The organism is Cytobacillus spartinae, assembly GCF_042865285.1.
GTDB lineage: Bacteria > Bacillota > Bacilli > Bacillales > Cytobacillaceae > Robertmurraya_A > Robertmurraya_A spartinae.
Genome location: NZ_JBIACK010000004.1, coordinates 30514 through 44232 on the forward strand (window position 1 = coordinate 30514; position 13719 = coordinate 44232).

At 45.3% G+C, this 13719-nt stretch carries 17 protein-coding genes; all 17 read right to left on the reverse strand.

All coding sequences use genetic code 11. The features are described 5' to 3' along the window. Positions 1-89 precede the first annotated feature (89 nt). Entirely contained in the window at positions 90-470 is a 381-nt protein-coding gene (locus ACFYKX_RS09960; RefSeq protein ID WP_389360622.1) for a hypothetical protein, read from the reverse strand. Between the two features lie 310 nt (positions 471-780). After that, on the reverse strand, positions 781-1764 hold the full coding sequence (locus tag ACFYKX_RS09965) for a toprim domain-containing protein (RefSeq protein ID WP_389360624.1): 984 nt from the start codon (positions 1762-1764) through the stop codon (positions 781-783). A 64-nt stretch (positions 1765-1828) separates the two neighbouring features. After that, positions 1829-2092: a DUF370 domain-containing protein gene (locus tag ACFYKX_RS09970; protein WP_389360626.1), complete on the reverse strand. Its 264-nt coding sequence runs from the start codon at positions 2090-2092 to the stop codon at positions 1829-1831. A 94-nt stretch (positions 2093-2186) separates the two neighbouring features. Continuing rightward, positions 2187-3092, reverse strand: a complete 906-nt coding sequence (locus ACFYKX_RS09975; RefSeq protein WP_389360628.1) for a hypothetical protein — start codon at positions 3090-3092, stop codon at positions 2187-2189. A 127-nt stretch (positions 3093-3219) separates the two neighbouring features. Next, entirely contained in the window at positions 3220-3687 is a 468-nt protein-coding gene (locus ACFYKX_RS09980; protein WP_389360630.1) for a TadE/TadG family type IV pilus assembly protein, read from the reverse strand. 15 nt (positions 3688-3702) lie between these two features. Beyond that, positions 3703-4140: a TadE/TadG family type IV pilus assembly protein gene (locus tag ACFYKX_RS09985; protein ID WP_389361190.1), complete on the reverse strand. Its 438-nt coding sequence runs from the start codon at positions 4138-4140 to the stop codon at positions 3703-3705. Positions 4141-4145: 5 nt separating this feature from the next. Continuing rightward, entirely contained in the window at positions 4146-4652 is a 507-nt protein-coding gene (locus ACFYKX_RS09990) for an A24 family peptidase (protein WP_389360632.1), read from the reverse strand. Between the two features lie 139 nt (positions 4653-4791). Further along, complete coding sequence (locus ACFYKX_RS09995) at positions 4792-4956, reverse strand: Flp family type IVb pilin (RefSeq protein WP_389360634.1); 165 nt, start codon at positions 4954-4956, stop codon at positions 4792-4794. Positions 4957-5096: 140 nt separating this feature from the next. Further along, entirely contained in the window at positions 5097-5963 is an 867-nt protein-coding gene (locus tag ACFYKX_RS10000; RefSeq protein WP_389360636.1) for a type II secretion system F family protein, read from the reverse strand. Positions 5964-6083: 120 nt separating this feature from the next. Continuing rightward, positions 6084-7010, reverse strand: a complete 927-nt coding sequence (locus tag ACFYKX_RS10005) for a type II secretion system F family protein (RefSeq protein WP_389360638.1) — start codon at positions 7008-7010, stop codon at positions 6084-6086. A 6-nt stretch (positions 7011-7016) separates the two neighbouring features. Further along, positions 7017-8423 carry a CpaF family protein gene (locus ACFYKX_RS10010; protein WP_389360640.1) on the reverse strand — a complete coding sequence of 469 codons (1407 nt, stop codon included), beginning with the start codon at positions 8421-8423 and terminating at the stop codon, positions 7017-7019. 16 nt (positions 8424-8439) lie between these two features. Then, positions 8440-8595 carry a hypothetical protein gene (locus ACFYKX_RS10015; protein ID WP_389360642.1) on the reverse strand — a complete coding sequence of 52 codons (156 nt, stop codon included), beginning with the start codon at positions 8593-8595 and terminating at the stop codon, positions 8440-8442. Between the two features lie 123 nt (positions 8596-8718). Further along, positions 8719-10497 (reverse strand): response regulator, encoded by a 1779-nt coding sequence (locus tag ACFYKX_RS10020; RefSeq protein ID WP_389360644.1) that lies wholly within the window; start codon positions 10495-10497, stop codon positions 8719-8721. A gap of 20 nt (positions 10498-10517) precedes the next feature. Beyond that, entirely contained in the window at positions 10518-11273 is a 756-nt protein-coding gene (cpaB, locus tag ACFYKX_RS10025; RefSeq protein WP_389360646.1) for a Flp pilus assembly protein CpaB, read from the reverse strand. Positions 11274-11372: 99 nt separating this feature from the next. Further along, positions 11373-11840 carry a hypothetical protein gene (locus tag ACFYKX_RS10030; protein ID WP_389360648.1) on the reverse strand — a complete coding sequence of 156 codons (468 nt, stop codon included), beginning with the start codon at positions 11838-11840 and terminating at the stop codon, positions 11373-11375. Between the two features lie 75 nt (positions 11841-11915). Then, a complete protein-coding gene (locus tag ACFYKX_RS10035; protein WP_389360650.1) occupies positions 11916-12434 on the reverse strand; it encodes a hypothetical protein in 519 nt (172 codons plus the stop codon). Positions 12435-12517: 83 nt separating this feature from the next. Further along, the gene (locus tag ACFYKX_RS10040; RefSeq protein ID WP_389360652.1) at positions 12518-13690 is read right to left on the reverse strand and encodes a hypothetical protein; all 1173 of its coding nucleotides are present in this window, start codon (positions 13688-13690) and stop codon (positions 12518-12520) included. Positions 13691-13719 lie beyond the last annotated feature (29 nt).

Here is a 13719-nt window from a genome sequence, read left to right on the forward strand (position 1 = left end):
TTTTTCTCCGAAATTCGGAGGTCGACTATAAGGGGGGAGAGGGTACAAAAAATATGTACCTCGACCAGAGTATCGAGCGAAAATTAAACTTAGAACAAAACGGTAATGATGACTCCAATAGCCGCGATCGTAAGAGCAAGATCTCGAATCCGACCGGTATTGAGTGCTTTTGAAGGTTGAGGTTGACTCATGGTTTGAGCCACCTTATGACGAAGAAGCATATCCACAGGATCGCCACTAGCGTCAGAAGAACCTTGTTGCGTGAAAAGTTTAAGCAACAGCTCATCCTTCTTCAAATCTCCAGCGATTTTAGAGATCGTGCCTTGATTCTTTACTTCACGTATTTTCAGCACCACACTTGATACTGAAACCACAAGGAAGCAAATGAAAATGAAAGCCATGACAATCATGATTGCCGGAATGATGATGAATGAAGGATGTGGAGCATTTGAAAACAATTGGTTAAGCATTTGTTTTTCCCCTTTCGTAATAACGAATATTAGTTTTAATGTTTAACTCTCCCCATAACATCCGAGGGTTCGGATTCGGTGGGTGAAAAAGGAGAGAGACGAAGGGTTTATTCTAGTCTTAAATCCTTACAATCTTTTTCCTTTAAGGAAGAAAGAATCAGGAATTAAGATAGGTGTATTCACATGCTAACCCCACTCGTGGTGAGAGAGTGGTTTAATTTCATTCATATATTCATATTATATACCCTTATTATTTCATTATCAAGATGTATTATTCATACAAAAAGACTCCTTTCGCTAAGAGAGGAGTCTAGGGTAGAGGATATTGGCGAAGGTAGTGCATGGCAGGGATCTTGGTCGCAAGGAGTCGGTGGTATTCTTCCATCGAAACGTCACCTGGGTCTTTTCCATCTGGAAACACCATGACATATAGGAGAGGAAGGTGTTTTTCGGTGAGGAGTTTAATCGCTCGGTGGGTGGCTTTTTTTCCGGCTTCATCGCCGTCAAATGCAATCACGATAGGTTTTGGATGCTGCCGAAGAAGTTCGGCTTGTTCTATGGATAGATCCGCTCCAAGGGTGGCAATCGCCTCTACTCCATGGGTGTAGGCACTCGCTACATCGGTCACCCCTTCATGAAGAATCCAACAAGGAGACGTTTTTGCGAGATGCATTCCGTACAACACATGGCTCTTCAGGAACGGCTCAGGAGAGTACAGATAGCGAATGGTCTCTTCGTTCACCTCTCCCTCCCATCTTCCGCTATTGCCAATCCATCTTCCTTCTAAATCGTAAATCGGAAACACAGAGCGGTTCCAATACCGCCCTCGTATACCTTTTTTGACGGAAAAGCGCGTGAGGACCTTTTGTGAAAAGCGAAAATGTTCCGTTAAAGGAATGAGACCATGGGTTTCAGAGGAAGGAAGCGTGGGAAGGGTTTGCACGAGGGTTTTTTCTTCCACTTGAACGCATTTGTTCTCCACGACAAAGGGAATGAACATCTTCTTCTTTCCGACTTTAATGCCTTTCCATTTCGCAAGTTCTCGAATGGCACCCTCTTTGGAGATACCTTTTAGTTTGGCATAGAACCAAATGACATTACCAATTCCTTTGCAGCGAGAATGACAAGTAAAGTATCCAGTTCGAATCTTATACTGTAAGTTTCGATGTTCACCGTTATGGAGAGGACATGGTCCACGGTATTCACTTCTCCCCCGCTTCATATCAAGCCCCATCCAATCAAAAAACTCCTCGATGTCAATCGCTTCTAATAACTCTTCTTCCACGCTTTTCACACCTTTCACCTCCTGCACACAAATTAGATAAGAAAGGATTCTCAGGGGGTTTCCCCTTGAGAACCTATTCGGCTTCTTCTGCGTCATTTGCCTCTTTTCCTTGCATACGTGCATACAAGGTTTCCGATTGAATGGCAGACAAAATGATGTGGTCAGATTCAGACACCACTACACTTCGGGTACGTCTTCCACAAGTGGCATCTAACAAGATTCCCGCATCACGAGATTCTTGAATGAGGCGTTTAATGGGAGCGGAATCCGGGTTCAAAATCGAAATGATTTTGGACACTTGTACCAGATTCCCAAATCCAACGTTTACAAAGATCATAGGGATCCTCCTATCAGTAAAAAGGATTCCCCTCTCTTCCTCCAGTCTATGGTCCCATTTTCAGGATGAGAGAGGGAGGGTGGAACTAAAAGGATTACTCGAGTTCCATCTGGAACGTCCACGTTCCGTTTTTCAGATTCGTCACGTTTTCAATCAAGAAGAAGGCTGGTTCTTGGTCTTTCTTGATTTTGAACACAAGTGTTGCCTGGTCTTTCGTTCCTGGAGCAAGCCCAAACCCTAACAATGTTTTCGGGATTTCTCCTTTTCCGAGCTCCGGCATGATGGTGTCGCCATCTTTGGTCACCAGTTTCATCGTGTGGCTCATGATGGTCACCGTATCAAGCGAGTTATTCTCTACTTCATAGGTCACATACGTACCGTCTACTCGCACATCCAAGTCAAGAACCGTGGCTTTTACATCGTACAGCTCATCTTGCGGCACGACATTATGAAGAGCAAGGTCTTCTTGAATGTTTTCTAAGATTTCCTTGTTAGTTTTTGGTTCTTTGGCTTTTTCCTCGACACTCCACTGGCCAAAAAAGGCACCCATGAAGAACACGAGAAGTCCGACTAAGAACGCTAGGAGAAAGGAAGTTTTCTTGGAAGCCGGGCGGTAGGATGGAGAGGCTTGGGAACGGGTGGTTCCTTCTGCTTTTTTAGAAGTAGCGGTTTTGGTAGAAGGTGATTTCTTTTTGGTTGCTGGTTGTTCTTTTGCGGGTTTCTCTTCTACTTCTTCTCCCTCCTCCTCTTCCTCTTCCTCCTCCTCTTCCTCTTCGAACGCCTCTACTTCTTCATGTTTTTCCTTGCTTTTTTCTAAGAAGGTATCGGCTTCTTGGTAGAGTTCCTCTCGCTGTTCCTCTTCCGAAGGATAGGTTTCCACCTCTTCTTCGTCTTCCTTGAGATCGGATTCATCGACAGAGCCTTCTTGCTCCAAATCCTGTTCCTCTTGAAGGATGGATTCGTCAACCGCCTTGTCTTTGCGTACTCGACGCTTTCGCATGTCACATTCACTCCTCTCAACCACCTAATCCGTGAACCCACGTTTAGGTAAAAATTCCCTCTAAAGCCGAAAATGAGATGTAGGCTTACGAGGATAAACATAAGAAAAAGGGAAGAAAGACTCTTCCCTAGACTGGGTAACATTGAGACCACGAAGTACGGGTCGTTTCCCAAAAATCGAGTCCCCACAGTTTTCCAAACATCATGGGAATGCTAATGCGTACTTTTAAACTCACTTTCCCATCCGCATAGAGGGAATCTCCAATACCATCGTTAATGAGTTGTTCTTGAATGGTAATGCCATCGGCTGCCATGGGAGCCATGTTGTCATTAAAGAAGGTATTTAACGCATTCGGAGCATCAGGAGTTGGGAGTACACAGTACGGAGGATTTAATCCATCATTGATGGTCACCCCGGTATTTGCCGCGGCTAAGGTCGAAGCATCCATCACGTTTTGAAGTTCTTGTTGGGCTAAGAACAATCGACCAAAATCAAGGATGAGCCCTGCCATGAAAATGAACACAGGGATGAGAACGGCCCACATCGCTAAACTCATTCCTTTTTCACTTTTCCCAAGAAAGAGCAAACGTTTCATTGGTTTTCCTCCCTCTTATCCATTTTCAATTGCCATTTTAATCTTTCGTTCCACCGTATGGTTGGTTTTAGGGGTTAAAACCCCGTTTGGAATCGGAAAGATTAATTTCACATCATACTTGGTCGTCACTTCAAGAGGTTGTTTTTTCGCCCAAGACGGGGCGTAGGTGGTTACTTGAACTTGAGTCACATCGACAAATGGCATGTTTTCTACAAACTTGGTGGCGGCTTCTTTGGCTTTTGTATCGGCTTGGGTCGCATCCGGCATCGTTACCCCAACACGAGCCCCCTCATAGGCGGCTTGTTGCATGGCTAGATTCGCCATTAAGAGTTGTCCACCAGAGAACATCATCGCTAAGATGATGGCAATGATCGGAAGAATGAGGGCAAACTCTGCCATGACTTGTGCCGTTTCCTTTCGGCTTTTCTTCCATAGATGTTGAATGAGTTTCATTCGATTCACCTCGCTATCAAAATCGTTAACACGTTACCTACAAAAATGGGAATACAATACGGAAGAGTGACGCTCGATTGTTCATCGAGTTGGGGAAGTTTCTTGAGGTACACCACCGAGAAGAAGATGTACTTAAACTGAAAAAGAGCGGAAGATCGTTTTTTGGAAAGAAGCATCGCCAGGATGGAGAGGATTCCACCGACTAGAGCGGTGATGAAGAAAGAAGTAAGCGAGTACGAGGCATTGGTGAAGAACCCAATGAGCATGAGCAGTTTCACATCCCCCGCTCCTAGTCCTCCTGCGATGAAGAATGGCAAGGTTAACAACAAGGCAAGTCCAGCACCTAAGAACCCTGCGATCCAGTCTCCCTCAAACATACGCATATACACGCCGAAAGCCAATCCAATGAGGAGCAATTGATTCGGCACGATTCGCCACTTGAGATCGGTCAACACCGAGATGGCGGAAAACATCAACACAAGATACAAGGAAAAAGTTGAGAGGTGTTCCATGGGAGAGAATCTCCTTTCAAGGTAGGGTAAGATATAGAAGGCTGGAAGTTCCTCTATAAAACATACAAGAGAATAAAGGAGAAGCCCCTCTTCGGGGGCTTCGGGGGGTGGAGACTGTGTCTGAAATCTCCTCTTCAGATTACAGGTTCGCTGCGACTTGGCTGAACTTCGCTGCAATCTTTGGTCCAAGTACTAAAAGAGCTGCAATACCAACAACCGCGATTAACCCTAAGATTAACCCGTACTCTGAGAAGCCTTGACCTTTTTCTTCCTTTGCTAAACGTTTCAGTGTTTGTTTCACCATGATTTCAACTTCCTTTCGGGGGAGATTTTTGGAGAGGGAACAGAAGAAGTTTTGAATAGAGGAATTTTTTTCTCTTCCCTTATTATATATTGAATATCGGAATGATTCAACGTTTTTACCGACATTCTACACAACTTTTTTTAAACACCCACGCCACCCAAGAAAGCAGGGGTTAACAGGATGAGCATGAGTGGAACTAAGATGAAGAACAACAGAATCGGAAGCATTTTCGTTCCTAGTTTCTGCGCACGTTCTTTGTAGTCTTGTTGTTGACGATAGCGGATTCGCTTGACTTGTTCACGTAAAATCCCGGAAAGCGGAGTCCCTTTTTCCTGAGCAATCCCCATCGCAGACACGAGTTCTGACAAATCTTCTACATCCATTCGTTCTGCCATGCGTTCTAAGGCTAGCATGAATTGACCACCATTAAACTGGCTATCAATCGCCGCTTTACGGAACTCATGCCCTGTGGCATCTTTGAACGAATTGGATACTTGGAGAATCGCTGATTGCGGGTCTGCCCCAACATCTAGTAGCACGACCATGAGGTCTAGGAAATCCGGCAAATTCTTTTGAATCTCTTTTTGACGCTTCGTGATCATTTCTTTCAGTTTGATCTCCGGATAGACGAACGCAATCATGACGGCGACGCCTGCTCCTAACATGAACAGAGGGTCTCGGAACAGAACTAACACGAGAATGGTGACGAGAATTCCAATCACGAGACCGGCTACTCGTAAACCCACTAATTCTTGTGGTTTCATCGGTTTCCAATTCCCTCGCTCCATTTTACGAGCTAACTTCTCTACATCAATTCCGAGTGCTCCCACCACCGTATCATACAGTTGGCGGTTTTGTTCAATGTGAGGCTCGACCATTCCATAGAAACGGTGAGTTGTCGCATCATCTTGAGGACGATGTTCGGCTGGTTTTACGACTTCCAACCATTCGTGCCTTTTCATTTTTCTTACGCCCATGAGTCGTTGGGGAATTCCGAATGAGAACAAGAACATGACCACCAATCCTGCAAGGGCACTGAGCGTGTAAGGGTCTTTAATGAATACCATATACGAGAGCAAGGGGGTTTGTTTTTACCACCAACCCCATGCTCGTCACCTCCTTTTCTTCTACTTCGGTTCCGCCATTTTCCGCATCAAGAAGTTACCAGTAAGAATCATCCCAATGGCAATGATCATGATGACAATTCCAATCGGATCATTAACGAAATTTCGGTAGTAACTCGGATTGATGATCATGAAGAATCCAATGACACAAAACGGCATGGCTGTTAACAAGGTGGCTTGAGAACGAACCTGAGCGGTAAGCGTTTTAACTTCACGCTTTTGGTTGTAGGCTTCTGAAATCGTTAGTTGCATAGAGTCTAGCAATTCCGCTAGATTTCCCCCTTTTTGACGCTGAATCTCGACAATCGTACTGAGAAGTTTGACTTCTCCTAAGCCTGTACGGTTGTACATGCGGTAAAAGGCTTCTTCTGCGGTGAAACCATACTCCAAATCCGTGTGAACCAGTTTAAATTCGTTTCGAATCATGTCATGAGCATCACGGCTTTTGGCTACATCGTATACTGCCTGCTTGACACTTCCTCCTGCTCGAATCATCGAACTCATCCGAATTAAGGTGTTGCGGAAGTGACGACTGAATTCTTCTAACATCTTCTTTCGACGAGAGTTGACGAACGAACGAGGGACAAGAGTTGCCGCAAACCCTGCTCCAATGGCGAGGTAGATACTACCCAACATGAAGAAGATGAAGGAACCCGCAAGAACCGCTAACATGAGCGTAATGACCATGTAACGTGCAAGCGTTAAGCCCATGCCTGATTGTTGCAACTCATAGGTTTTTCGCTCTGCCCAAGTAGTCGGTTGCTCATCTCTCGTTTTCGCGAGTAACTGCGCCATTCCATCTACATCCGGAGCGGTCATGGCATCCAAGTAATCCTTTTGACGCTGTTTTCGTAACCGGTCTAGTTCAAGTCCTACAAGAACGGACACAATGACAATCAAGAACCATACGAGGACGGGATTTTGAATCATGGGTTCTTACACCTCCATAGGATCAAACATAGATGCTGGCAAGAAAATGCCGTGGCTTTCAAACTTTTCTATGCAAAGCGGTTTGTGACCGGTTGCGACGAATTTCCCTACCACACGCCCATCTTCGTCTTTTCCGGTTTGAACAAATCGGAAGATGTCTTGAAGATACACGACTTCTTTCTCGTAGTTTTTCAAACCCAAAATCTCTGCTGCCTCTTTCCCCATTCCGATGACTTCGGTAATATGGGTGATTTTACGGCTTCCGTCTTGAAGTCGTGAAATTTGAACGATTAAGTGAATTGCTCCTGCAATTGTTTCACGAATCGCTTTTGATGGAAGTTCTAATCCTGCCATCAAACACATCGTTTCCAAACGGTTAATCATTTGTTTTGGGCTGTTGGCGTGGCCTGTGGTTAAGGAACCATCGTGACCCGTGTTCATCGCCTGTAACATGTCCATTGCTTCTCCTCCACGAATCTCCCCTACGACAATACGGTCAGGGCGTTTACGAAGAGCGTAAATCACGAGGTCTCGAATGTGAATCGCACCTTTTCCTTCTACGTTCGCTGGTCGTGCTTCATAGCGTTCCACGTGAGGCTGTTGCAGTTGAAGTTCGGCAGAGTCTTCTACCGTTAAGATACGAGTGGAAGGGTCAATGTAGTTGGAAAGACAGTTGAGGAGAGTCGTTTTACCAGAACCCGTACCGCCGGATACGAAAATGTTCAGCTCGGCATTGATGGCGGCTTCTAAAAACTGCACCATCTCAGGACTGGCAGACCCTCTTCCTACGTAATCTTGCAGGGTAAAGGTTTTCTTTCCGAATTTACGGATGGTGATGTAGGGACCATCTAAAGCAATCGGGTCAATCGAGGCACTCACACGGGAACCGTCTGGAAGACGAGCATCCACGTTGGGAGTCGATTCGTCACAACGTCGACCAAGTGGACCAACAATCTTATCAATGAGAAGTTTTACGGCATTTTTGCTTGGGAACTTGATGTCCGTTAATTGCAATTGTCCGTTTCGCTCAATGTACACTTTGTTTGGACCCACAACCATGATCTCGGTTAACGTCTCATCATCGACAAGCGGTTGAATCGGACCAAACCCTAAGATGTCATTCATCATATCCGTCACGAAGCGTTGTCGCTCAAGCCCTCCAAGTCTTACTTGTTGGTCGTTGAGAATGGCTTCAATGGCACGTCTCATCGTGTCACGGAATTGGTAGTTGTTTCGTTCGGTATGAATGTCTTGCCCGAACATTTTGTTTAACTTTTCTCGAACCGTTTTCGAGAGCTCTTCGATTTCTTCACCAGAAAAGGCTGCATGTTGAGATTCTGCGAATTGCTGTTGCATCTGGTAATCATCACTTGAATTCGCCAAGCGTTGTCCAAGTAACTTTGATTGATTCAAAGGCAATCCCTCCTATCTAATTTTCCCCCATTCGGGGATAACCGAATTTCCCAAAGGAATTTCGGAATAAATCCGTTTCTCGTAGAGAAATCGGAATAAATCCGAAATCTGTTTGAACAGAAATCGGAATAAAGGAGCAAAAGTATGTGGCAATCGGAATTCCAATCCCCACTCCTTTTTCTCCATAAACGGTCGGACACATCCGACCCGATTCTTATTTCCTCTAAGGAAAAAAGATTGAGTCTTATTTCCTCTAAGGAAATAAGATTATAACGAGGAGAGAAAAACCTCTCTCCTATTTTTTGAAGAAACTGAACAATCCTTTTTTTCCTCCGGCTCCACCCGTGTCAGCATGTTTTCTCTTGGTCGAGAACACCGGCACCAATTGGTGAGAGATTTTTCGGATGTTGTTCGTGTATTCTGTGTCTTTTGCCATCACCAGCACGTCCCCAGAGTTGTTAAACTGCTTCACTCGAGGGTCTTCCGGAAGACTTCCTAAGAACGGTAAGCCAAGAGTGGTGACAATGTCATTGATGCTAATGTCACTTCGCTTCGAGACATTGTTCACGACTAAACTTAACTTGTCTTTCGGATACTGAATGGCATGAAGCGTCTCCAGTAAAGACTGAACGTTACGAACCGTTGGTACCTCAGCCGTGGTCACGAGAATCGTTTTTTGGGCTTTCTCAAGTGACAGAAGCGTGTAGTCTTTCGTGTTGTTCCCCGTGTCTAAGATGACCACATCAAAGTAGTTCTTTAAACTGTCAATGATGATCTCTACTACCCCTTCATCCACATTCAACGCTTGGGTTGGAAGAACCGGTGCCGCTAACACCTTTAACCCTGTAGGTTGATGCGTCAGCAAGTATGGCTCAAACTGATCAGGCGAATACAACAAGCGTTTTTCATCCGGATTTCGTTTCATTCGGTCTTTGATGTCATCTGCCCAATTGGAGATATTCGGAACGCTTTTTAAGCGGAACATCGCTGCAATGTTTCCGTAATCCAAATCCATGTCGACTAAACACACTTTCAAGCGGTCATGTTGACCTGGGCTTGTGGGGATTTTCGCTAGTGCTAATGCCGAAGCCATCTCCTTACTCAATGAACTCTTTCCGACTCCTCCTTTTGGTGAATTGACAGCAATCACCATCGTACGAATACGAGCCGCCGAATGCAGAGGGGGTTGATTCATTCCTTGCATGCCTTGGTTCATCCCACCAAATCCTTGCTCTTGGCCATAGCCTTGCGGGGCTTGTGGCGTTGCGTAAGGATTCGGTTGCCCATACCCTTGAGAGGCTCCTGCATATGGGTCTTGCCCATAGCCTTGTGGTTGCCCATATGGATTTCCTTGTGGCGGAACTTGTCCTTGCCCGTAAGGAGGTTGCCCATATCCTTGAGGAGGGGCTTGATTTCCTTGTGGTGGATAGGCGTGACCACCCTGCCCAACGTAAGGATTTCCACCTTGTGGTGCATAGGGATTTCCTTGTCCGTACGCTTGAGGTTGAGGTGGAGTCTGATATGGGGGCATTTGCCCTTGTGGCGGTTGTGAATATGGCGGTTGCATCGGGGTGCCTCCATTCGGATTCGGATTTTCTTGTGCAGGATAGGTTGGGTAAGGGGGTGCAGATGGAACTTGTACTGGGGGAGCTGTCACATATTGAGCAGTTTGAGGGGCATATCCTTGAGGCACTTCTTGTGGGGTTGGTGCAACTTTTTTGATGACTTCAATGACTTCTCCACTCGTAATGGCATTTTTCGTAATGACTTCTCTGGCTCCTGCTTGTTGAAAACGTTGGAACTGGTTTCGGTCTGGTTGATTCACTTGACCAATGATAGCGATATGAGGAAATTGTTTTTGAATGGATTGAATGGCTTGAATGCCGTCGCCATCGGGAAGGTCATAGTTGACTAACATGACATGAGGACTGGTGGCTCGTGCCTTTTCTAAGGCGTCTCCGGCGGTGTTCGCTACCCCGAGTAAACGAATCGTGGGGTCTAAGGCTAACACTTTATGGAGATCTTCGGTCCACTGTAAATCGTCGTCGACCACAAGAACGTGAATCTTATTCAAGTGAGATTCCCTCCTTCATCTTATTTTGGGGCTTGTTGTTCCGTATTCGAGTTGGCTGTTACCGGGGTGTTAGGGTCTACCACTGGAATGTCAGCCGTATCAATCCACTTGCGAACAAATCCAAGCCCTGTTACTCCTTTAGAAGTAATGTCTTGGTATTCACGAGGTACCACCGCTAAATGAAGCGCACCACTTTGAACCGCAAAGGCTAACTCGCTTGCTACATCTGGCTCGACTTCAATCGAAACCCCTTGAAGCATTCCTTTTTCATCCTTGGCTACAGCACGTACGGGAGCATTTTGCTCAATCAGAGCGGTGGCGACTCCAATCGCATCTGTTTCGACTGTTGCATATACGTTCACTCGGTCTACATCAGACAAGTCATTGGAGACCCCGGTGATTTGGTCGGCTTGAACCGTAATCACGACGTTGTTATCCGAGACCACACTCGTTAACACACTTTTTTCCGCTTTCCCGTAAAACTGTGCTTCTACCATTGGGACGCCCGCAATGATTTTCGAGTTGGTGACCTTGTCTTGTAATTTGTCTTTTTCCGTTGCAAGAATCGCACCTGTCGGCAAGTGATCTTCGTTCACCGATTTCGTAATGAATAGGCTTGGATCGACCTTCGTTCGGGCTTCAATGTCTTGCTTGGCTACCATGATGTCCACGGTAGTAGACTTTAGTAATCCATATACACTGGTAGCGACCACCACTCCAAGTGCTAATACTAAGAGCATGGGAAGAGTTAACAGACTGCTTTTTTTCTTGTTCAACTTCATCTCTCCTTTGGAATTCAAGGTCTCTGTTCTCTAGTATATCATCAAGAATATCGGAATTCTAGTGTTAGAACGGAATTTCTTTTGTTTTTTTGCTTATTCTCCTTTTTGGAGCCGTTCTCGCTCAAATTCTAAGGCTTCGAGCTCTTCGAAATGAATTTTTAACACATTCGGATAGTCTTTCAGTTTGGTTTTGAGGATTTTCAGTTGCTCTGGAGTGGCCTCTTCTTTCGTAGTAGGACTCAGAAGCAAGACATCTTCATAGTAAAGGGAAAGAGATTCATAGGAGGAGATGAGGCGTCGATGGAAGGATTCCATCTTATTCGGAACCTCCATGTTTTTCAGTTTGGCAATGTTTCGATTCAGTTCTCCTGCCTCGAGGCTAATGAGGGCTAAGGTGGTGACGTAGGAGTCGCTTTGGGCGAGTTCTTGATGAAAGGTAGCCGTTCCAAGCGTGATGGTTTCCACGGTTCGTTTCGTCTCTTGCCAGTATTCGTCTTCATTGGCACATCCCCCAAGCAGCAACACGCTCACAAGAGCGGGGGCAATCCACCATTTCTTCAATCTTGTTCACCTCCTTCTCTATTTCTATATTCATTCCTCTATTCTTCTATTATACTCCTACTCTTTTTGAAACTTCTACCTTTGAAACGAGTTTCGGTAGGCACTAAACAAAAGAATCGGAGCATACGGATCCTCGTGACCGGTACATCGGAACGTGTATCCTCCATAGTTCAGGTTCTTTTGCAAGGTGAGGAGGTTTACGCCATCGAACATCTCCTCTAGCAAGAATACTCCTTCTTCCACAAACGAAAAATCCTGATCTAAAAAGCCAATCGCCCCCACCATCATCGCCATCGTGTAGAAGAAACGGTCTTTGGAGGCATCATCCTTCATCCACGCAACCATGGTGAGGCATTTTAATTGCTCGGTTTTCACATCTTTGGCAAAATCGAGTCTCACTCCCCCTCCTAAGTGGTGAGACCACACCTTTTGTGGAAGGTCTACTGAAGGAAGAAGCGGGTGAAGGAGTCCAATTTTTTCGGCATGAAATTCATTCATGAGAAAGTTCCAGGCTCGTTGAATGTCTGGGTAGGTGTAAGGCATGTTCGGGAGTTTGAAGCGGGGGTCGATACGTTTTTTCTTTGAGGTACTCAAAAGGGTGTTCCCCTCCTTGACATCAATTTCTGATTGATTCATCAGATAAAGAGAATAGGAATCTCCTATTCTCGAAGAAAGGTTTAATGGGTTTTCACATGAAGAGATTTGACTTTTTGGAAGGCTTTTTCGAGATCTGTGACATATTTCTTGCGGACCAACAGGCTTTTCGCTTCAGCAATGAATCGTTCCATGTTCTCGACAAACAATGGCTGCTTGAAGTTTTGCTCAAACGCGTAAGCATTGGGATGTTTGGCGACCTTAGACACAACTGAGGTCACTTCTGGAAGAATCATGGTGTAGACGGTTTCAAGGGTTTCGTGGAAGCCCCATTTTTCTTTCAACTCTCGGATGCGGTACATGGCTTGTTCCATTCCCCCATTCCAGTTGTTGTCTTGCAAAAGAACCGAAAGATACTGATTCAATTTTTCGAGACAATTCTCTTTACTTCGTTTAAAGGCAAGTCCCTTCGCTTCTTCTACTTGTGTTTGATACTCTTGTGGATCCGATAGACACACCATCAGCTCTTGCAAGAAGGCATCCATTTCCTCATCATAGGCCCAGAAATATTTCCAACGGTGCAACAAGGAATCCATCGTTCTTTTCACTTCCACCTCTCGGTTATTCAAGTCGTGAAGAATGCGCCTTAAAGAAGGAATGAGGGTGGAAGGGTTTCCCTTTCGATCTCTCATTTTGGCATTTAAGGCATTGAGTTCTTTGATATGGTTTTCTTCTACGAAGAGAATCTCATCGAGCCTTAATTCAGGCTTTAAGGAGAGGAGGGTAAACATTCCCGTGAAGGAGGTGTCTCGACCGACTTTGGTAGAAAACTGACTGGTAGGAATATGGAGAATATCTAGCCCGTATTCTGGTTCAAGCCAGCGTAGTGTGTAAAAGTCTTGGTCAAAGTCAACCACCAGCACTCTTCCTTCGAGGGGGGTAGCAGAAAAAATCTTCAGGGGATTTTTGCGAGAGCTGGGGGTGACGAGGGTTGGAGTAGCAGAAGGAATGGCGACTTGTGGTGCTGCAGAGATGGTCATATCTTCTTGTTCGTCTTCCTCTTCTATCACCGCTGTGGCAAATTCTTCGGGTTGAGACGTTGCTCGAACAATGCACTCCACATCATAGTCGGAAAACTTCTTATGCTTCCTTGCTGGAATCTTAAGACCAAGTTCGTTGACAAGAGCTTCCACTTCTTTTTTGGATAGATTTGTTTGACTCATGACTTCTTTTAAGGTGTACAACGTATCCTGCATGAAAAAACACTCCTTTTCAAGTTGAGTTC